The following is a 21,006-nucleotide window of genomic DNA, read 5'->3' on the forward strand; positions in this document are numbered from 1 at the left end:
ACGCCGCCACTCATCAACGATTGAGATGATCAGTAAGTCACGCTCTGTTGAGATTTCGATTTGCTCACCGTCGACCAGCGCTTGCGCATAGCCCTCAGCGAAGGCTGCAGCTCTGTCAAAGTCGGAAGGGGAGTCAGAGGACGCGATGTAGCTGACTAAGCGCTCCCACGCCCTGCGTTGACGATGACCCTGGGTGGTCTCGGCAAACGGCACGGCGCCTGTCAGGCATCGTGCAAATGCGATCGTTGGTAGGTTCAAAACCGGTTTCTCTAGATGTCATAGATATGAAAAACGGTTCGTTTTTCGAAACCTTGAGCCGTGTAGGAAGTTTTTTTGTGCCGACGCAAACAAGCTGCTGCAGACCACAGCTTTCAACTCTGACTATATGGGGTTAGCTGACCCGCCACATTCGAACTGATCTTGCCGACACCTTACGTTCTTGGATTGAAGAGGCAGGAACGACATTCAGGTCTGACTTGGCTCTGTTCTATTACTACCTTTGGGAAAATGACGTAGCTTTGGCACAAGGTACACCGGCATGCATGAACCAGGTACTTACAGGGAGGAGCAGATGAAGCTATATGGACTGTGAGTTCACACAGCTGAACCGAGATACGAAGCTGATTTCCTTGGCGCTCGTGTCCGAAGCCGGGCACGAGTTTTACGTCGAGCTCACAGATACATATCTAGTGGGGGACTGCAGCGATTTCGTGATCCTGAACGTGCTGCCTCAGCTCAACCTAGCGGCGCACGGGCAAACCTTGGTCGAAGCCCAATTCTCACTGCTCGCTTTCCTGAGTGATCTGGAAGACCCCCTCGAGGTTTGCTCTGATGCTCCAGAATGGGATTGGGATCTCTTCTGCCAACTAGCCTACGTAGATCATCGTTGGCCAGGTAACGTTGCCAATCGCGCGACTAACCTGATCCTACTATTCAGGCATCTCGAAGCGGATGATATCGGCAACGTGACGCTCCCGGAACTTCCACATCACGCGCTGCTGGATGCTCGCCTCTTAGCCGACCTTTATCGTCGACTGACTGCCGGTTCCAAACGAGGCACTGGACATGACTGATGATCTTCGTAACGACAGCCGCCCCCGGAGGGGTACGCCCGACTACTGGAAATGCACAGATTACCGAACAGCTCGTTGATCAAATGACCGAGGCACTACGCCCAACGCGCAAGATCGTATGTTCTGCTCAATGCCACCTCGTCGCCAGAAGACAGCCTCTTAGCAGGCGCTGGTTGCAGCTGTTCGACTTCCGGCCCTCCATGGCATCATCCGGAGGCGTTACCTCTGCGCTCACGCTTGCTGGCCTCAGCTTGTTAGTTACTGATGGGCCTACTAAGCCACGACGGATTCTCAGGAAGAAAGGACTCTCATGTATTTACGTACCTTAGATATTCACGGTTTCAAATGCTTCGGCGTGCCTTTCACAATTGACTTCCACGATGGCCTCAATGTTTTAGTGGGCGAGAACGGAGCGGGTAAGACAGGGGTCATCGCAGCCGTCCGCCAGATCTTTAACGACTCCGAATCGGGCAAACGCCTGATCAACGAGAGAGATTTTCACCGTGGATTTCACGAGGCGGCAGTAGCCGCACAAAGGATTGATATTCGAGCAACATTTTCTGACCTCGATGAGAATGACGCAATCGCTTTCAGGGACTGGTGCGGCAACGAAGAGGAGGCAAAACTCACTTTTACCGCGCTCAATTTAGAATCTCGGGGGAGGTTCAAAAGCCAGCTATATGGCGGGTATGCGCATGCTGCGGCGCTGGAAACCGAAACCCTTGACCTTATTCACTGCATTTATTTACCCCCTCTGCGTGATGCGGAAACAAAACTTCGGGATGGGCGGCAATCCCGGCTAGCCCGGCTGCTGAAGGCGCTCTGCCGCAAGGAACTTAATGCCGCTCGTAAGGAAGGGAAACTGCACCCCTTGGAGGAGCGAGTTGGTGCGTTCAACCAAGAGCTCTCCGCGAGCGACGATTACGCAATCAAGCAAGCGAATGAACGAATTGGGAATAGCTTGAGAGCCGCGTTAGGAATGCACCTGTCCCAGAACACGCTCATTCAGTTCTCGGAAGTGGTCTCAAAGCCTGCGCGCCGCGTCGTTCTTCATCACGGCGGAGAGAGGAGGGACTTCATCTCTCATCAAGAGAAGAATTCATCCCCAGGTATCTTTGAGTGAAAGAGACGCATCAGAGCATAAAATTTGGGACGCCTTCGACATTTGAGATATCGCATTTGCTTGGGGCCCTTCGGCGGAGGGGGTAGGAGCCACATCTTCATTGAGCCACCGCCTGACTCTGGTGTGCGTAGCACGATGTGGCCGTGATTATCGCGAATGTAGCCATTCGCTATAAATCCTAGATGTAAGCCTGGATAGGAGTAGACCGAACCTTCGTGAAAGTAGGCGAGTGGACGGCCACAGTATGCATATAAGTGCTCGTCGTCATCTGTATACGCGATCGGCTTGTGTTGCATATCATAGAAATCTAGGCTCATGAGGCTCTTCATTGCAGCGATGGGAGAACAGGGCACTTGCGTGCCCCGAGCTCTGTTAAGCAGCCAAATTACTTGGATGCTTTAGGGCGAATGACGATACGAAACGGCTGACCGTTTGCACGTCGAATCACTTTCCCGGTTTTGGTGGTGATGGTCATGCGATAGATGACCTCACCTTCCTCGTCGGGCTTTTCGAACATCTCAATCTGGGACATAAAATGTCTCCTGCTGAGGTAGGCTCAAACACAGAACTCGCTCCCTTGCGAAAGGAGCTCACAGGGGCTACCATCGCAAAGCTTTCTTCAACGAAGCGCGAGAGACATCTGGAGTCTGTTCAGACGTCTTTTCCCAAAGGCCGGTCAAGGTGCGAACTTGATCGGCTTTTTTGTTTCTGGCTTTCCATCATCTAGTCCAATGCAGGCTCAGAAGCCTCCTCGTAGCGCTAGTGATGAATATGTATCGGTGCCATTTGCATAGCCTATCATCATCATTTTGATGACGTCAACTGCTCATGTGTTATGCTGGGTGAAAGGTGACGGCTTGACCGACTATTAGATTCTATGGAGATGACATGATTGATTTGAGCGAGTACAGCCAAGCGCAACGGGAGCGCCTGGTGTACATCGATTTCCGCCTCTACTTCACAGGCGCCGTCTCACGGGCGGATCTCATGGATAGGTTTGGCGTAGGTGCCGCTGCTGCCACCCGTGATTTCGCTCAGTACAAGGATGTTGCTCCACAGAATACGGAGCTCGACACGGTCACGAAGCAGTACGTGATACGCGAAAAATTCTCTCCATTGATCGCGCACGCATCTGAGCGAGTTCTCACTGCGCTTTCGCAGGGGTTCGGCTATGGCTTGGATTCATATGAAAAGCCGCTGATCCCCCACGAGTCGGTTTCGTTGCTCAGCAAACCTAAGGTGGAGGTTTTAGCGCCCATCACCAGGGCAATTCACCTCAAACGGGTCGTTAAAATCAGCTACACCTCCGGTTCAGGCCAGTCAGAGCGAACCGTAGTACCGTTCGCTATTGGTTGTGACGGTCTTCGCTGGCACGTCCGGGCGTTTGATCGAAAGCGTAAGAAGTTTGCAGACTTCGTTCTAACCCGAGTGGGGCATGCTGAAATTCAGATGGGGGAGAAAGCTGGAGACGATGAAACGCCCAAGCATGATGATCAATGGAATCGGATGCTCGAACTACCCATTGTTCCGCATCCCGATAAAGACTCTACAGAGATCGTAAAGCGCGATTACGACATGCTTGATGGGGTGCTCAAACTACGCGTGCGCGCCGCAATGGCGGGCTACGTACTGCAGCAGTACCACGTAGATTGTTCTCCAGATCACAGCATCGCGGACAAGGCTTACCGACTATGGCTCAAGGATCCTTTAGCGCTCTATGGAGTTGAGAGCTCCATGTTCGCGCCTGGCTACCAAAGTCCTAATTAATTACCAGCCTAAAGCGCAGCACCGGAGAAAAGCTGTTCGCTATAGGCGCTATCTGTTCCTCACCCGTTGTTGGCCAGTCGATTCAAGAGTGCCCGACTGGTCACCAAAGCTATATGAAGACGCATGGTTGAATGGTCTTCATCCGAAAGGCCTTTATGCGAACCATCTGAGTGCAACATCTTCATCAGCCCGTTGAGCATACCTTTCCCATCTTGGCTCCATTCTGAACGGCTTTCCGATAAAAAACCGCGATTGGCCAACGCTTGAAAACCGTTGTTCAAGCCCGGGTGCGGAGGGAGGTCAGCGGACGCAATCTGCGTTGCTATCTCCAGAATGAGGCTCTCAATGAATGTCCTGATCTGCGCGTTTGCTGCAGCCCAGTCGCCTCTCGTATGCGCGTCTATAGCCTGATCAAGATGACCGCAAGATCTGAGGTAACCAAATCGTTTCAGGTGCTGGTGAACTTGATCATCGCCCGCAGGCAAGTCCACATTTCTTGGCAAGCTTCGCCGTAACCAAGGAGGTGTGCCCTGTCCGCAGTCGCCAGTATCCCAGGAAACAGTGAACCCATCCCGCGCTAGGCAGCGCTCGAATTGTTCCTGTTGCTTATGTACGGAAGGCAAGCTCATGAGCCGAACGGCTTCACGAATCAGGGCTTCGCCATGCGTCATCTGACCTTCTCTAGCCCAGAAAACCAACCCAGCCCGCTCCAAGAGTATCTTATTGAATACAACTCTTTTTTTCGGAACCGACAGCTCACCTCCGAAAGGTACCCACTGATCAAGCTCAAGCCGTTGCACCATCAAATCAAAGCCTGCGTTTGTTCCTGCTTTCTCAATAAAATCCGACGCAGCCAGTAGGTGTGGGCGCTGCTGGTTCTGACACTTTATTCCAATGGTTATGACCCACCTACGCTGGAGGTTCTGACCATCCTTTCCAGTGATTGTGATCCACTACGCTGATGATTCTGGCCCACCCGCCAAGGGTAATATGGATGCAATTTCAAACCGCCTTGACTCCATCAATTGCACGTCGAGAAAATTAGTTCAAACGCCTATGCTGATCTGGGCACACCACATGCGAACACAATGCAGCGCAAAGCTATGCTCGTCGTGCGTATCAGTGATGTTATTTCCGCTTTGGAGGCTTGGTTAAAGGGACATTTTCGAGATGCCGACGAAGCCGTAGTGCATGCCTGCTTACTCCACCTGAGATGCAGCTCACTGACTCGGCTATTTTCGCGGGCGCGAAAATAGCGAAGGGGACAATGCCCCCTCCGCTATCGGTCACTGCGCCTTGACAGCCTGCTTGCGCAAGGACTCGCCCTTGAGCCCAATACGGTGTGAGCGGTGGACGATGCGATCCAGGATGGCCTCGGCCAGCGTGGCGTCGCTGAACATGCTATGCCAGTGTTCCGTAGGGAATTGACTGGTTATGATCAGTGAGCCGGTCTGCATGCGTTGATCGACAATATCCAGCAAGGTATACCCCACAGTGGGTTCTACCGGTGCCAGCCCGAAGTCATCGAGGATTAGCAGGTGGACTTTGCTCAAGGCCGTTCGGTACTTGGGCAGGGAGCCGTCGCCAATGGCGATTTGCAGCTCTTCATAGAGCTTCGAAGCGCTTTTATAGATCACCGAGTAGCCCTGCCGGCAGGCCTGGCTGCCGAATGCACAGGCGAGCCAGCTCTTGCCTGTGCCGGTGGCACCGGTCAGTAGCAGGTTCTGTTGCTGACCGATCCAGGTGCAGCCCGCCAGGCTGGCGATCACTTGCTTATCCAGGCCTCGACTGCTGCGGTAGTCAACATCCTCCAAGTGTGCGGCATAGCGCAACTTTGCCTGTTTCAGCAGCCGAGATAGCTTGCGATTCTCGCGCTCGCTGAGTTCACGATCCACCATCAGGCCCAGGCGATCATCGAAGGGCAGTTCCTGCATGCGCGGCAGTTCAAGCTGGTCGCGGTAGGCCTTGGCCATGCCGGACAGTTGCAGTTGCTGGAGCTTGCTTTGGGTCTGCTGGTTCAGCATGTCGAGCGTTCCTTTTCATCAGCAAAGTAATGGGCACCACGCAGGTTTTCGTGAGCCGGTGTCGAGCTGGGTAAAGCTTTCAGGCCAGGGCGCTTGTCGGGTTGCTCGCGCAAAATGGATTGCAGGCTTTTCAGGGCGAAGGTCTTGATGGTCAGCGCATAGGCGCAGGCCTCCTCCAGTCGGGCATCGCCATGCAAGCGAGCTTCTTTGCGCAAGGCGCTGGCAGCCTTGTGCCCGTTGGCCACATCGGTACGTTCGGTCAGGTGATATTGCAGGTGTCGCAGCAGTGCTGGCCCGACTCGCTCGCCCCAGGCGAGCAATGCGGCGGGTTCACTGTCAGCGTAATACTGGTGGTTCGGCGGCCTGTGCTCCGGTTGCATGCTGATGCCGGAAACATACTGTCGGGGATGACTGCTGACCCGCAGATGATTGTGAAAAACCTCCACGACCTCGCCAGTAGCGCGGACATCCACTTGCTGCTGAACTAATCGGTTCGGTACTGAATAGTGGTGGTTGTCGTACTCCACCAGGTAGTCACTGCGCACCCGTACCTTGAAGCGCCAGTCGGCATGCTCATAGGCGTGGATTGGCAACGGCTGGAGCGCAGGCTGCTCCACCTCAACGAACAGGCTGTGCCGACTACAGCCGGGCTGTCGCTTGAAGGGGCGTTGATTGAATGCCGGTAACAATTCCAGGATGGCCTGATTGAGTTCTGCCAAGCTGAAGAACCGACGGTGACGAAGAGCTGCCAGCAGCCAGCGCTGAACCAGTTTCACTCCGGCTTCCACCTTGCCCTTGTCTTTGGGTTTGCGCGGACGCGCCGGCAGAATGACGGCTTGGTAATGCTGGGCCAGTTGCTGGTAGATCAGGTTGAGCTGAACTTCATCCTTGCCATGCTTGATCACCGCCGCCTTGAGGTTGTCGGGAATCAGTAGGCGGGGTACACCTGCGAAGAAATTGAAGGCCTGCACATGGCAGTGCATCCAGTCTTCAATCCGTTGACTCCACACGGCACAGGCGAAGGTGTAGCTGGAGTAACCCAGCACACCAACAAAGATTTGTGCCAGGCGCGGTTCCGATTGACCTTCCAGATAGATCGGCATGGTCTTGCCGGAAAAGTCCAAAAAGAGCTTGTCGCCAGGCAGATGAAGCTGACGCATTGCCAATGGTTGTTGTTGCAGAAAGCTGCGATAGCTGGCCGTAAACTGCGAATAGGCGATGCCGTCTGGCTCGGTGGCCCGCCATTCACGCCAGAGCAGTTCCAGGGTGACGCAAGGATTACGCATTTCAGAATGCACCCAGTTCCAGTCGGGGCAGGCTTTCAGGCGGAAGCCGTTGAATGGCTTGATACCCAAGCGCTCATAAAGCTGTTCGTCGCTCCATTCAGCAAGCTGACCCACATCGAGGGCAACGTTTTCTAAGTGCCGGCACAAGCGCTTGAGGCTGTTGCGCGAAAGCCCGGTGCTATGAGCGATTTCGCGTGTCGATAAACGTGTGCCATAGTGCAGGCGCACGGCTTCGCGCAGCAGGCGCGGTTCAATCCTGACTCTCATCCATACTCCTTCTTGCCCTGTGGAGGGCGCTTAACGGCAGGCAGTACCTGCCCCTCGGCCTTGACAGCCGATAGAAGGACGCTGAGAATCCACAAGCGTTGAAGGTGCTTATGTCATCTAGAAAAAGGCTCGGAGTTGCTGCTCCGGGCTTTTTTGCGTCCACAGTTTTTCTTGCTCGCATGACCTAATTGATAGCGTGATGTCCTGTAGTTTTCTGGGCTTTAGTGGTCGTGGCTGCCGGATACTCCAGCCTGCGCGGCCAGCCACCGTTCGACCTCCTGCTTGAGGAACAAGCGGCGGCGACCGACGCGAAACGAAGGCGGCATCGGCAAGCCCATGCTCAATCGGTTGCGAGCCGTATGTTCAGAAATTCTGAGAATCTGACTCACCTCCATGAGTGTCATCGTATCCACCGTTATCCCCTTGCCTGAGCTGCAATATCCCGATAACGCATGCTAGGCAGTTGGTGGATACCTAACTACTAGCCAGACTGGACACTTGATTTGCCTCTCTACCTGAACGATGAATTTCTCGATTCTTTCGTATACGAGGATGTGGCGGTTGCCCTCTGGGCAATCAGGCTGCACGCTGCTGACATCGCTGTTACGCCGGCAATCGCGCTGCGACTGATCAGGCAGTATCTACAGCCCTTGATCCCGCCTGAGCATTGCCATGTGCTTTATGGGCAGCGCATAGCGACCTGGAATGGCATCTGGGGAATTTATGCCGAGCTGGGATGTTGCGTTGGCAAGAGCAACACCCCTCTGCTGTTTGAAGTAATGAAGGCAGTGGAGCTTATCCATCACTACACGACTTGGCCGCCAAGGGAGTACACGTTCCCGACTGTCATTGAGGTCACCTACTTCCTCAGCATGTGTACTCAACTGAAGATTTCCGTGCAGAGCCATTTGCGCTTGGAAAATGGCCTGCGACTTGATCCGTTCAGCTTTTGCACGCTGTGTTGGCGGCAGCCATTGCCAGGAAGAAAGCTCTGCGCACACCATTCCCCCAATGTTCCGCTTCAGGATGAGGTCGGAACGAAAGCTGCGGCGGCCCGCTACAAATCAGGCGTTCGCCAAAGAGAGCGGTTCGATAAGGCGGTAAATCGCATCCTGACCAGGGAAGTGACGGAGTTCCATGAAGGGCTCTTTACTCCCGTGGTGCTGTTCCCCGAACAGGGCATTGTGACTTGGCTGACTGAGCGTCGCCCGTTGCTGTGGCAGTTGCTCGGGGAACGACAGCAGCAGCTCAACGATACGAATGCCGTGAGCATGCTGGTTGATCTATTGCACTGTCCTGATGGCCTGCCACCCAAGGCCAATCAAATTTATCGACTTATCAATCAGCATCTGTACGAGCATCCATTACTGATCTGGCCGATGCTAATACGGGCCGAGGGGTGGCATCGCTGCCGCGCGGATGTGCGAGGGCAATGGGGAGGAAAACGCTCTGGAGCAGGGCGTCCTATACGGCTCGAGAGCGAGTCGTTACCTGCTTCTTTATATGCTGATCCACAGAGCTAGCAGGCTGCTGGCTGATAGATGAACTTACAACTGAGCGGGGCAGCGCCTTCCCCAGCTAGGTACGCGACGACAGGATCGTCAAGCGTTCGCGGGCGTGCTCGTGGAGCATTTGTGCCAGATGCGCATCAGTCTGTGGCAGGGGCGTCAGGCAGCGTGATAATACATCGTACGTAGCTCAAAGCCTGTTTGAAGGCGCCCCGTCAGCGGGCGTAGCGAATCACTCAGCGGTGTCAAGCTCCGGAGGGCGCGTACTCCACTTTGGCAAGTTGCTCAGCAAGGCAAGCTACTGGCAGCATGCTGCTCACGCATGGTATGGGACGACCGCAAAAACTGACTGCAACTGCCCGGTTTCACTCAAAAGATATACGACCAATTGCCGATTCAGCTAATCATCCGGGATGCTAAAATAGCTTTTTGGTATGATGGATTTTTGCTATCATTGAATATTGGTTCCGAGACTTTACTCGATGAAAAACAATGGCCCTGTGACTACGAGAGAGCGTGATTTCACCGCCACTCAACGCTTGATCACGACTACGGATACGCATGGCACCATCACCTACTGTAATGATGCCTTCGTCAGCATCAGTGGCTTCGAACGTAATCAGCTGCTGGGAGCCCCGCACAATATCGTGCGCCATCCGGATATGCCAGAAGCGGTATTCGCGCACATGTGGAGTCACCTCAAGGTCGGCAAGGCCTGGATGGGCATCGTCAAGAATCGCTGCAAAAACGGTGACTTCTATTGGGTCAACGCCTATGTGACGCCGATAACCGAAAACGGCCGGGTGACGGGGTATGAGTCAGTACGGGTAAAACCGGATGCCGAGCAAGTGCGCAGGGCCTCTGCCTTGTATGCACGGATGCGCTCTGGAACGTGGAGCGATTCAGCAGGCAAAGCTTCGCGTTTCTTGCGGGTGCTGGCTATGCCTCTGCTTGCCAGCCTACTCGTGCTGGCAGTGTCTCTGCTCATTTCCCCGGCAATTGCCAGCGGTTGCGCAGTGATTGCGTTTTTTGCATTACAGGCTTGGCAAAATCGGCTTTCCGAGCATTTGTTTTTGCGTTTGCAAAATACTGTGCATGGGGCCTTCGATAGCGAACTGATTGCTCGCACCTATACCGACTTGGCTGGTAAACCCGCCCAAATACAAATGGCGTTGATCAGTGAGCGCGCGCGAATTAGCACCGTACTTAGCCGGCTTGAGGATTATGCCGACCATAGTTCAGAGCTGGCCCAACGCAGCGGTCAATTGACCAGCAGCGCCGAAACCTCTTTGCTGGCTCAGCGAAGCGAGGCCGATATGACGGCAACTGCCATGCATGAGATGGCGGCCTCGATTGCCGAGGTATCAGCACATGTTCATCGCACCGCAGATGAGGCGCAGCGGGCTAATACACTGGCTCGTAACGGCTCTGCCGAGGCTGGCAAGACACGCGACGTGATCGAGAACTTGGCACATACGGTGTCCGGGATTAGCGATTCGGTGGAGGCATTGGCGCGCGACACTCAAGCTATTGAACAGGCGGCGGGCATGATTCGGGCAATTGCCGAGCAGACCAACTTGCTAGCCTTGAATGCGGCCATCGAGGCGGCACGGGCCGGTGAACAGGGCCGGGGCTTTGCCGTGGTGGCAGATGAAGTACGAGCCTTGGCATCGAAGACCCAGGAGTCGACCAAGGCTATTCAGGACATCATCAAGACACTGTTGGCGGGGGCGCAGAACGCGGTGACGATAGCCCAGGCCGGCACCCAAGAGGCCGCCGCCGGTGTGCAGCAGGTGATCGCTACCCAGGAGGCGCTGCAAGGAATCAGTAGCGCCGTTGGCTTGATCCATGACATGGGCCAGCAGATGGCGGCGGCATCAGAAGAACAGGCGCATGTCGCCGAGGATATTTCCCGGCAGATCACGCGCATTGCCCAAGCCTCTGACCATAATGCCGAGCTGGCGGGAGAGTCCGCGCAGGTGGGCAACGACTTGAAACAGACATCACATGCCATGCATGCACTGGTTGAGCGCTTCGGTAACTGAAATGAGAAAACCGGGAGAGAACAATCAGGTGCCTGACGGGGCGGAACCGAATACATGGGATGGCCTGGAGTCAGCGCTTGCCGGTGCCATTTTCAATGCCGCTGTAGATGCCATCATGGTCATCAACGCACGCGGTATTCTCCAGGCGGTTAACCAGTCTACACAAACGCTTTTCGGCTTCAGTTCGGACGAGATGCTCGGCAAGAACATCTCCATGCTGATGCCAGCACCGTATGCCCAGGAGCACGACAGTTATTTAAACAACTATTGCTCCAGCGGTGAGCGCAAGATCATCGGCATTGGCCGAGAGGTCACGGGCCAGCGCAAAGAAGGCAGCTGCTTTCCGCTGCATTTGAGCGTCAGTGAGTTCAGTCAGGATGGCCAGCAGTTATTCGTCGGCATCTGCCACGACATCAGTGAGCGCCGCAAGTTCACCGAGCACATTGCCTTTCTGGCCAAATACGACGGGCTTACCGGGTGTGCCAATCGACGTGAGTTTATTGAAGGGCTGTCCAGAGCCATTGAGGCTTGTCAGACCAGTGGGCGGAACATTGCGGTGTTGTTCATCGATCTGGACGGTTTCAAGCAGATCAACGACAACCATGGTCATCAGGTTGGCGACCGCTTGCTCAAGCTCACAGCTGAGCGCTTTCAGAAAACCTTGCGCGATAGTGACTTATTAGGTCGGGTGGGGGGAGACGAGTTCGTCGTCTCTATCATTCTAGATTCCAAAGGGGAAACAGCCTCCCACATCGCCGCACGGTTGATGGAGGCGCTGAAGGAGCCATTCGTCATTGATAATCGGGCACTGAGTGTTGGCGCAAGTATCGGCATCAGCCTGTACCCCGATGACGGTCTGACAGCCGATGAGGTGATGAATGAAGCTGATATCGCCATGTATCAGGCCAAGGTGGAAGGAGGCGGCTGTATTCGCCTATTCGATCAAGCGTTACGTGAACGATCCGAGCAGGTCTATCGCCTGCTCAGTCGCTTGCGCAGGGCCATTTCGCTAGAGCAGTTCGAGTTGCATTACCAGTTGCAGTTCGATATGCAGACCTTGCAGCCGTGCGGCATGGAGGCCTTGCTGCGTTGGCGTGATGGCGTTAATGGCCTGGTGGCACCTGATCAGTTTATTCCTGTAGCACTGGAATACGGCCTGATGCCGACTATTGGACGCTGGGTCATTCGCCAGGCGTGCAAAGACAATATGACGCTAATCGAAACGGGCCTGCTGGATGTGGTGGTAGCGGTCAACATCTGTGCCCCGTTGTTCAGTGAAGCCGGATTCTGCGCGCTGGTTCATCAGTTACTTGTCAGCACTGGACTGCCGGCTGAGCGTTTGGAGCTTGAGATCACCGAAGGTGTGGCAATGAACTCTTCGGCCCAGGTATTGCAGACCTCGGATGAACTGCATGAGGCCGGTATCCGTTTGGCAATGGATGATTTTGGCATCGGCTTTTCGTCGTTGAACCGCTTGAAAAAGTTGCGGTTTGACAAGCTGAAGATCGATCGATCGTTCGTTTCTGGTCTTTTTGAAAGCCGTAGCGATCAAGCTATCGTGCAGGCCATTCTCGGTATGGCCAAAGGACTCAGCATGCGCACGGTGGCTGAGGGGGTTGAAACGGAGGAGCAGCTAGCCTTCCTGCGGGAGGCAGGATGCTCTCAAGGGCAAGGTTTCTGGTTTGCCAGGCCGATGCCACTACCTGAACTAATTGAGTGGTTGCGGGAGCGGCGTTAGCAGGGCAAACACTTGCCGTTGCACCGGCCCCAGTACGCCTCACTGGACATGATCCTATTGATCGCCCGCCTTGAAGTCTTAATCGGCGGCCCCTTGAAGAGTATCTGGGAAGAGGCTCATAACAAGCTTGGCCTTGTTATGAGCAGGCCACGAGCAACTTTACAGGGAACGTTCTCAATCAGGCCAATCACACACCTTTGCATTACTAGCGGCTATACCGCACATACATACGGTGCCAACGGTCATAGGCTTCTGGAGTGTCGTGCCAGAGAGGGCCGATTCGGGCAATTCAGAAGAACACCGTCTCGACAAAGACCTCAACTATCTCTGGCCGCCAGTCACTGTCACTGAATTTGCCCATCAATAACACCTCGATTCATTGCCAGTGATCATCACGCAGCCAATACCGACAAATCCCAACTACAAAAAGCGGCGAGATACTGGCGGCACCTTCGGCATCAAATGAGAACACCGCCTAGCACGCTGAGCGCGCGATTGCATGGGTGCAGCACAGGTACGATTCGTCCCAACTCTTGCCGGTCAAAACCATCAGCGCGGTGGATCACAATCACTGGAAAGGATGGTCAGGATCTCCAGCATGAATGGGCCACAATCTCTGGAACTGAGTGTCAGCATCACTGGAATACACAGTAGGGTCTGGCGAGTGAAATGCAACTGCTCAGACATCATGTGCTCCAATGTTCGTTAGGTATTTCTGCTTTCGAAGTCAGGCGGTGATTCTTGGATTCGGTGATGGCGTGTTTGCGAGCGCTAAGGATCATGCCCCGTTCAGCGTAGCAGTCTGGATAAGCTAATCAGCGTGGGAATTCGCCCTACGAGCCCATCCCATTGTGCAGCTGATACTTGGGTGATCTGACAAGCCCGGGCAAGCGGAGCGCGCAGACCAGGAAGGTCGCAGGCGTGAGGATGGAAGCCCGGCAGGGCCGAGACACGAAGTGGCTCGGTTCACCACAGCCGTCCCGAAGGGCACGTTCTAATGTTGATAAATCAAAGTGCCTTCAGAATCCACTCAAGGTTCTGACGCTCCCAAGTGGACAAAAAAGCAACCGGATCCGTCCCACCACGATCACCTGACTCGAACTTCCAGCGCCTACCCTCAGGAGATACGCACTCCTCACAGTAGTCGAGCTCATCGCAGTCGTTATAAATAGTTAACCTCCAGCCCTCCACGTCCACTACAAAATGGCCGGCATAGATGTCATCCCAAGAGTGCTGACCCGCATTAGTAATGGTGAGGCGTCCGAAGACGACTTCGCGCAGCACCTGACACACCTCCCTTGCTGAGAGCTTTGTGTACTCAGGTACCTGACTTACTTGGTTTGCATGCGCCGCCTCCTTAGCCTCTTTCAGTCGTTGCTCAGCTGCATAGCGGGGTCATCTTCTGGCAGAGGGTAGCCAGCCTCGGAGAGTGCCTTGGCCCGCTCTTCGATTTGCATGCGCTCAGAATCGCGGCTGGCTTGATAAACTCTGCCAGGTACGAGTGGGGTATCGGTCATTCGCCGCTCACCTAGACAGTCGAACTCGTAGTCGACGAGCACGCTCCTTAAACGCGGTCTCACCACCTTCAAGAATTTCGCATACCCGCTCGCGGATCAGTTCATCCTCCAGTCCACCCGATATGTAGGTGATAGGAGGTAACTGCCCGTTACCATGAGGGCCGCATTCAGCGATGATGATTTGGTCGGCATCCGTGTTCACAACTAGGTTGGCGTTGTGCGTCACCATAATTACTTGTCGACTCGACTTGGCGGCCATGAACAATGGGACGAGATCATTGTAGATAGACTTGGGGTCTAGGTTTTCTTCTGGCTGATCAATGATCAGTGGCCGACTGTCTTTCGCATCAAGCGAGAGGTAAAGCAGCAACAGTACAATTCCTCTGGTGCCAGGAGAAAGCTTCTGGATTTCAACACCATCGTAATTTATGGCGTAGCGAACAGAAATGTGATCAGTGCCGTATAACCATTGAGCCAGGCGTTTAGTCCACCGTCGATACTCCGCAATATCCGATGTGGCTACCGGCGCATGCTCAATGAGCTGCTCCTGATAGTTCTTAATAAATTCTCTCAGCGCAAGAAGCACGCACTCGTCATCTCCATGGAGCCAAGGCGTATTCAAAGACTCGAGTACTTTCTCGCGCAAGGTTCCCCGGCCTCTGAAAGGGCCTTTTTTCGAGAGGTTGAGCAACGACTCTCCCTCGGCTGCCCAAGCTTCGATGTCGACAGTTCTGGCTATTGAAAACGAAAGTTTATTAAGAGTCCCTTCGGCACGATCCAATCGCTGTTTGATGGGTGAGTAGAGCTCCTGAAGGACTTGCTCCTCAGCTATCAGGGCAGAGAAAACGCGTTTGTATGACTCGCACCTTTCACTCACCAAAACCTCGAGACGTTGGGAGGCCCCCACATGGTCGTTTAGCTTTTCCCTGCTTGCCCGCAATAGCTCAGTTTCCGTTGTGATTTTTGTAGAAAGCTCTTTGAATCGGTTTGCGGTGTCTTGGTCAATGCTGACCAGCTGCTGTAGGCGATCAATTTCTGCCTCTAGCAACGAGAGACTGCATTCTTCAAGCGTGGCGTCCTCTTCAACATACTCGCTTTGAGGGTCTTCGCTCTGAATCGGTGGAATTCCTATCCATGCATCTCTGTTCTTTTGAGCCTCGAGCAGCATCTTCGAAAGGATCGCTCCGACGTCGCCTTTGTAGTCCCTGAAAAAAGCATTCCACTCATCATCCCCCAGACCACTTTTGGTATGGCGTGATTGGATGTCTCTGAGATCACTGGGCGCCACGACTCGACGAACATTGTTGACCTCATCTTGCATCAGAAGAATCTGCTGCTCTTGGGCCTTGTAATACCTCACATAGCCGGCAACCTTTTCTGAGGCAGCGGTCAGTAATTGCAATCTGGACAATCTGATCTCTGAGCCCTTCGCGACAAGCTTGCTCCTGTCCTCGCCGAGCCGTTTAACTAGCGAATCCTTTTCTTGCACCTGCGTAGTCAGCTGTGACACGAGGCTACGCTTCTCTAGTTCGGTGTTGATTTTTTCTGACAGACTGCCAAGAGATTCCTCCTCTCGACGCCTAGCCTCTCGATATCGCTCGGAACGGATGTCTCTTAGGTCATTGAAACCGATGGCGCCGTCACGCTCGGTGGGGGAGTGTGACTCGTAAATCACCCGTTCGACCTCTGCCAGGAGGCCGTCCGTCATGCCATCGGCTGAGCAGAGTTCTTCCACGAACTGCTGCGACAGATACCGGGCTCTTGGATACACGAATTCATCGTCAGTCGTTTGGTTGAGCGCGCTGGCCTGCGTGTCCCCATTGCACCAAGAGATATTCACTTCAGCATCTTGAAGGTGGTCTTGGGCTCTCACCAAGAACGAGTGCCCTGTGATTGCGTTGCCCCGCGCATCACAACCTGCTGCCAAGATGTCAGCCAGCGCGGTCTTTCCTGATCCTCTTGCGCCTACCACGGCGATCAGGCCCGGGTTCAGAGCCAAGGATGGTGTCTTGAGCCAAGGTGCGTTCGTGATATCGACCTGGGAAATCACCTCTGAGGCATTTCCGTAGGGCGGGGGTTCCTCTCCAATAAAAGCCCTGCCTGCCGGATCGATACAGGCTTGCCGAAGCGTGTCGAAAGCAGGACTTCCCTTGAGCCAGCTAAATCTCTTCCCATCAGGCGCTCCAGTCTTGGCAGTTTGATGGGCATCGCTGCCATGCAGGCAAGGTTTTAAGCCGTTGTATCGCTCAACCAAGCTTTCCGCTGATAAGGCTTTTTTACCCAGCCAAAAATCCCTTTGATTTGGATTCGAGGCAAAAATGACGTGTGCGAATCGCTCGATTTCCTGGCGCAATACTTCATCTGCACCCTCCTTCAATGCAGAGGTTCCGTCATTTTCCTTAGCCGCGACTGCGATGATGATATTGGTTTGTGCCCACTGGTTGTTTTTGAGCTTGTCTTTCAGCTCCTGAAACGAAACCTTGAAGCGCTCGGCGCCATGTCGAAGGGCCGCTTGGTCATCACGTATTTCCGGACTCGCTCGCCTCCCAAGCCTTCTCAAGTCGCTTGGCGTGCACCTAAACTCGTCGTCGAGGGCCTTGAAAGTCAGTGACGCAAGAAAGCGCTCAAGCTCTTCTATATGATTTTCCTCATCGGGGCAGACCAATAGATGAGCGTTGATCCATGATTTCGCAGTCCCCACATCGAAGCGAATTTCGACGTTTGGAAAAAGAAACTCACAGTTTTCAAGCCTGCCAGCCTGCTTGTGTTCAACCAACTGTCTGTAGGTATCAAGCAGGTAATAATCCGTAACCCCGATCGCCCTGATGGGGGGAGATGACTCTTCAAGAGCTTTGAGGTATCCCTCCCAGTCACCTTTGAACTGATCGTTGAGCAACGTGCCCGGCGCGTGTACGTGGGGATCCCATCGAAGCCAGCGAGATCCAGAGGAAAGAGGCTTTGGTTCAGTCTGCATTTTCACATCCTAGTAGGCAGATGGGACACCTATCGCGGTCACACGCCAGGGCAAACTATCTACGCGGGAGCATGGGCTGTCATCGTGTCACTATTTTGGATTCAACCGGCTGTGTCAATCTGAAGCCAACGGCTCGGGTGCCCTAATGCGTGGGCCGGATCTATGGGCACCGAACTATTTACCTTGCAGGGGAGGAGGGGCCGCATATCCAAACGATGCCACCAGCGCTTAGCGTAAGATGGTGTCCTCTGAGGTGGCTCTTCCAGGAATGGGGAAGAGAAGGATCAAACCATTCGGGGGTACCTGAAGTTGGCTGGTACTCGGACGGCAAGCGGAGCGCGCAGGCGCGAGGATGGAAGCCCACCGGGCCGAGACGCCGCTAGCGAGGCTCGGTTCACGACAGCCGTCCCGAAGGGCGCGCACAGCGCCAACAGTTAACGCTTTTCAATCTTCAAGCAAAGTATTTGTTGTCCCAAGAAGCAAGAAATGGCGCCCCAAACAGACCGGAGGATCTATGACTCGTGACGACAAAGACACTGTGTACTGCAACATCCAGATGCCCATGGCCAAGGGACGGGAGCTTTCCAGATTAGTGGCTGAGCTACGATCATCAGGCAATAATCCCGACCTTGAATCAGTCTTCAAAGAAATACAGGACGAGCTAAATTCGTCGATAGAGTTCGTGGAGGAACAGCTGCGGGGTGAGACTGGATTCGGCCGGCGACTATCCTAGGGTGCTGAAGGCTCTAGCACTGAGAAGCGCAGGTGTTCATTGATCAACCTGTGACAGCTCTGTAAGTCTTGAGGCCAACACACTCGCTTGTTTCTGCGTCAAACTAAAACGGCAGTCATCGATGTCCAAGGAAATAATGCCGTCGAGCTCCCTGTCCAAGAAGACTCCATAGCTATTCGTATCGTCTACTGTTCCAACTTCAGGTGTGCCAGGACGAGTGAATACAGCATACGTAATTTCAAGCGATCTATTGTCGAGCGAGGGATCCTTGAAAGTATAAAATCTGTTTGGTGGTAGTTTTATGCTCATGCGTTTTCTCTCTTAAATAAGCCGGCTTAATTGTTAAACGGAAAATCTTGAGAAAACTTGAGGGCTGGCGCAAAAAACGTTTCGCGGCAGATGTTGGCATATCAATCGGTCTTGATACGTTTCAACTGTGCCCTGAAAAATATGCTGCAGGGCCCCAGTCTATAATCCTGGTGCCAGCTATTCACACCGCGCTTGAGTGCCCGCTATGACCGTAAATGTAGACCTAACCAGTCGTGAAATTGCTCGACGAAAAGCGCTCTGGACACTCGCTCACCTGATCCCGGGCGATTCACGTGCGGACGGCATTATTGAAGTCCTTGATGAAATCGCCCTGCAGGAGCACCAGGACGCTTCTTTGCCTCCACCGCACGTCAACTTTGAAGAGTTGCGGGGTTCGGTGACAGTTGAGGCACACCCCATCGGGGTCAGCATTGTCCGTGAGTCATCGATTCCACAGCCTTGGCGGGAGCGATTCCTCAGAGCCAGCATTGGTTCTACCCGAGTAACAGAGGGGCCCTATGCCACCGACTGGCACAGCTTTCTTGAGCATTGGGTAAGCGAGATGCAGCATTTGGAATCGCATCGAGCATTCCTGCGTAGCCGCAATTGATAGCCGACCGACAACTCTGCCCATTCGTCGCGGTGGTATCAACGCTTTGTGGTTAGCTGTGGTATCAGAATTATGCTTCGCCTAGCTCACGATCAACCCTAACTACTATCGATGGTCGGTTGAAACTCAGACGGCAAGCGGAGCGCGCAGGCCGCAAGGCCGAGGCGTGAAGATGGAAGCCCGCAGGGCCATGACCCAAGCCTTATCGCCGGGGCATGGTTCACGACAGCTGGCCCGCGAGGGCACGCCAGCATCAGCTTCCATCCGGCCCAGCGACGCAGCCCAAAACTAATCTGACTTTTTCCCAATACCGGGCAGATATTGGTTCAGCAAACCCGTGAATTCGTGCCCAAACTGCTTTGACAAAGTTGAAAGCAAATCATCAGCCTTTGAAGCCCCTGACTTCGCCTCGAGTACTGATTGCCTGATAGTTTGGGCAGTTACCTGCTCGATGTTCGTCAAAGCTTTAACAGCCCACGCGTGAATGACTTTGTTCACCTCACGTGCGCTCATGGATCGATTAGGATTTGAATCGGATGGGAACAGCCGATCACTTCCTACCAACCTAGCCTTTTTTACATACTGGTGGAGGATGGCTGCCGTGGCGCTTGGTAACATGGTTTGCACGTGCCGTTCGTGAACCTTGAACTGGCGAATAAGCAGGCTTGAGCCAGTTGCGTCACGCTGAATGTCGCATGCTGTGAGCCCACCGAGTTCGAGCGCCCGGATTCCCGTCATTACGACTCCCAGCAGAGCTTGATCACGCAGAGAGCCCTCGCGTCGAACAGCATCTGCAATCAATGTCAGATTTTGGAGGCTGATCGAACCGAAGGGACGTGGGCGGCGGTTTTCGAGCGAAACTTCGCTGCCTAGACCATCGCTCGGTATTGGATCGGTTTCGCCCGCAGCAATCGCCACCCCGTCAGCTGTTTGCTTCTCGCCGGATTCCCCGAAGGCTTTGAGCTTATTGAGCGGAAGCATCAACATCAGACGATTGATTTCAGCGTTATCGATGTTCACAACACCTTTGGACTGGAGGAAGTCCACGACTGACGTCGCAATCCCATCCCTTGCTTCAGACAACGTCGGCGTCGATGTGCCCTGGGTTGTATGATTTGCCGACAGACGAAGATCGTGGAAGTCCTTATAGCCGAGTCCCCGGGCCAAGATCTCTTGTGCTGACATAAGCTTCAGCGGCTCAGGAAACGGCCAGCAGGCGTGAAGCTCTTTAGCAATGCGTTTGAAGTGACGGTTCGTGAGCAGGTCGGAGTGAAAAACAGGTATGCGCATGAGACTTTCCCAATCTTGCGTCAGGGTGTCGGCTGCCCTCTGACGATTGTCGAAAGCGTGCGTGGGGAAGTGAATCAACCTGAGGCCACAATGGGCACTTTGCGAACCGACCGCTCGATCAGGTAAATCGATGTGAACTAAATTAGCACACTTTGCACGTGCGTCTAGAGCCTTTTCAAACGTCCCTAGCTGCAGTGTTTTATGTGACGAGTTGCTCTGCGCTTTACTTGTTAATCATTTGGTTGGTAAAAGGGGGCGGGCTTATGGCTCGGCTTTCTATATCCGGCCTATATAGTTTTGCAGATATGCAATATGTCAATTTATGGCAAATATTTATTTGGTTACATTTTGTTAAGTTTTTTTTCAGAAGTTCGATTTTGGCGACTTGGGAGTCTATTTTTCATTGCCGTTACAATAGAAGCAATGAATGAGGAGAACACATATTTCAAGGTACTTAAATCTTGGAGCTCGATGACCTGCCGAATTACTGTTGCGGCACATTGAGCGGGCACTATTGCGTCGCTGATGAGCCTGGCGCTGAGGATGATACTGCCAGATCCAGCTAACTTTCTTGGCTGCAGAACGCAGGGAGGTTGGACGGTGATCTGATTGCGGTAGCCGCAACATGCAATCGCAGCGTTCGGCTGAAAAAGAGCGCTTCACCAGTCAAGACTTCTAGCAAAATTTATTCGCTCAGAAAGTTTTGCCAGCTGAATAACCGTTAGGGATGCTCCGATCAACT

16 protein-coding genes and 2 pseudogenes are annotated in these 21,006 nt (G+C 53.8%); 9 read left to right on the forward strand and 9 right to left on the reverse strand.

Features of this window, described 5'->3' with window-relative positions; translation table 11 throughout:
• Positions 1–346: 346 nt before the first annotated feature.
• The 3 genes and pseudogenes from DBR46_RS30635 to DBR46_RS24405 all read left to right on the forward strand — a co-directional run.
• Positions 347–518, forward strand: a pseudogene (locus DBR46_RS30635) (restriction endonuclease); the annotation flags it as partial.
• A 63-nt stretch (positions 519–581) separates the two neighbouring features.
• Positions 582–1,073, forward strand: a complete 492-nt coding sequence (locus tag DBR46_RS24400) for a 3'-5' exoribonuclease (protein WP_177414120.1) — start codon at positions 582–584, stop codon at positions 1,071–1,073.
• A gap of 310 nt (positions 1,074–1,383) precedes the next feature.
• Positions 1,384–2,094: pseudogene (locus DBR46_RS24405) on the forward strand (AAA family ATPase); the annotation flags it as partial.
• A gap of 65 nt (positions 2,095–2,159) precedes the next feature.
• Here DBR46_RS24405 and DBR46_RS30695 read toward each other — a convergent pair.
• Both DBR46_RS30695 and DBR46_RS30370 read right to left on the reverse strand, forming a co-directional pair.
• Positions 2,160–2,525 carry a 4-fold beta flower protein gene (locus DBR46_RS30695; RefSeq protein ID WP_368666079.1) on the reverse strand — a complete coding sequence of 122 codons (366 nt, stop codon included), beginning with the start codon at positions 2,523–2,525 and terminating at the stop codon, positions 2,160–2,162.
• A 56-nt stretch (positions 2,526–2,581) separates the two neighbouring features.
• A complete protein-coding gene (locus DBR46_RS30370; RefSeq protein ID WP_177414121.1) occupies positions 2,582–2,728 on the reverse strand; it encodes a hypothetical protein in 147 nt (48 codons plus the stop codon).
• Positions 2,729–3,084: 356 nt separating this feature from the next.
• Here DBR46_RS30370 and DBR46_RS24410 point away from each other — a divergent pair, with 356 nt between their 5' ends.
• Positions 3,085–3,963 (forward strand): YafY family protein, encoded by an 879-nt coding sequence (locus tag DBR46_RS24410; protein WP_124528272.1) that lies wholly within the window; start codon positions 3,085–3,087, stop codon positions 3,961–3,963.
• A 59-nt stretch (positions 3,964–4,022) separates the two neighbouring features.
• Here the strand turns inward: DBR46_RS24410 and DBR46_RS24415 are convergent, their stop codons facing one another.
• From DBR46_RS24415 to DBR46_RS24430, 4 genes are all read right to left on the reverse strand, one after another.
• A complete protein-coding gene (locus DBR46_RS24415) occupies positions 4,023–4,634 on the reverse strand; it encodes a hypothetical protein (RefSeq protein WP_124528273.1) in 612 nt (203 codons plus the stop codon).
• Positions 4,635–5,249: 615 nt separating this feature from the next.
• Positions 5,250–5,987, reverse strand: coding sequence for an IS21-like element helper ATPase IstB (gene istB / locus DBR46_RS24420; RefSeq protein ID WP_110973478.1), 738 nt, complete (start codon positions 5,985–5,987; stop codon positions 5,250–5,252).
• A complete protein-coding gene (gene istA, locus DBR46_RS24425; protein ID WP_124528274.1) occupies positions 5,981–7,540 on the reverse strand; it encodes an IS21 family transposase in 1,560 nt (519 codons plus the stop codon). Before istA ends, istB begins: the two co-directional genes overlap by 7 nt.
• Before the next feature lie 221 nt (positions 7,541–7,761).
• Positions 7,762–7,944 carry a helix-turn-helix domain-containing protein gene (locus DBR46_RS24430; RefSeq protein WP_110973476.1) on the reverse strand — a complete coding sequence of 61 codons (183 nt, stop codon included), beginning with the start codon at positions 7,942–7,944 and terminating at the stop codon, positions 7,762–7,764.
• Positions 7,945–8,043: 99 nt separating this feature from the next.
• Here DBR46_RS24430 and DBR46_RS24435 point away from each other — a divergent pair, with 99 nt between their 5' ends.
• From DBR46_RS24435 to DBR46_RS24445, 3 genes are all read left to right on the forward strand, one after another.
• The gene (locus tag DBR46_RS24435) at positions 8,044–9,063 is read left to right on the forward strand and encodes a hypothetical protein (protein ID WP_124528275.1); all 1,020 of its coding nucleotides are present in this window, start codon (positions 8,044–8,046) and stop codon (positions 9,061–9,063) included.
• Positions 9,064–9,530: 467 nt separating this feature from the next.
• Positions 9,531–11,093 carry a PAS domain-containing methyl-accepting chemotaxis protein gene (locus DBR46_RS24440; RefSeq protein WP_124528276.1) on the forward strand — a complete coding sequence of 521 codons (1,563 nt, stop codon included), beginning with the start codon at positions 9,531–9,533 and terminating at the stop codon, positions 11,091–11,093.
• Positions 11,065–12,831 (forward strand): GGDEF domain-containing phosphodiesterase, encoded by a 1,767-nt coding sequence (locus DBR46_RS24445; RefSeq protein WP_158619163.1) that lies wholly within the window; start codon positions 11,065–11,067, stop codon positions 12,829–12,831. The genes DBR46_RS24440 and DBR46_RS24445 overlap by 29 nt, the downstream gene beginning before the upstream one ends.
• 1,008 nt (positions 12,832–13,839) lie before the next feature.
• Here DBR46_RS24445 and DBR46_RS24450 read toward each other — a convergent pair.
• Positions 13,840–14,115 (reverse strand): hypothetical protein, encoded by a 276-nt coding sequence (locus DBR46_RS24450; RefSeq protein ID WP_124528278.1) that lies wholly within the window; start codon positions 14,113–14,115, stop codon positions 13,840–13,842.
• 240 nt (positions 14,116–14,355) lie between these two features.
• Positions 14,356–17,322 (reverse strand): TrlF family AAA-like ATPase, encoded by a 2,967-nt coding sequence (locus tag DBR46_RS24455; protein ID WP_124528279.1) that lies wholly within the window; start codon positions 17,320–17,322, stop codon positions 14,356–14,358.
• Between the two features lie 514 nt (positions 17,323–17,836).
• Here DBR46_RS24455 and DBR46_RS30640 point away from each other — a divergent pair.
• Entirely contained in the window at positions 17,837–18,055 is a 219-nt protein-coding gene (locus DBR46_RS30640; protein WP_124528280.1) for a hypothetical protein, read from the forward strand.
• Between the two features lie 514 nt (positions 18,056–18,569).
• The gene (locus DBR46_RS24470; protein ID WP_124528282.1) at positions 18,570–18,974 is read left to right on the forward strand and encodes a hypothetical protein; all 405 of its coding nucleotides are present in this window, start codon (positions 18,570–18,572) and stop codon (positions 18,972–18,974) included.
• Positions 18,975–19,262: 288 nt separating this feature from the next.
• Here DBR46_RS24470 and DBR46_RS24475 read toward each other — a convergent pair whose 3' ends face one another.
• On the reverse strand, positions 19,263–20,264 hold the full coding sequence (locus DBR46_RS24475; protein ID WP_124528283.1) for a tyrosine-type recombinase/integrase: 1,002 nt from the start codon (positions 20,262–20,264) through the stop codon (positions 19,263–19,265).
• Between the last annotated feature and the right edge of the window lie 742 nt (positions 20,265–21,006).

It is taken from the genome of Pseudomonas sp. KBW05 (assembly GCF_003852405.1).
Classification (GTDB): Bacteria; Pseudomonadota; Gammaproteobacteria; order Pseudomonadales; family Pseudomonadaceae; genus Aquipseudomonas.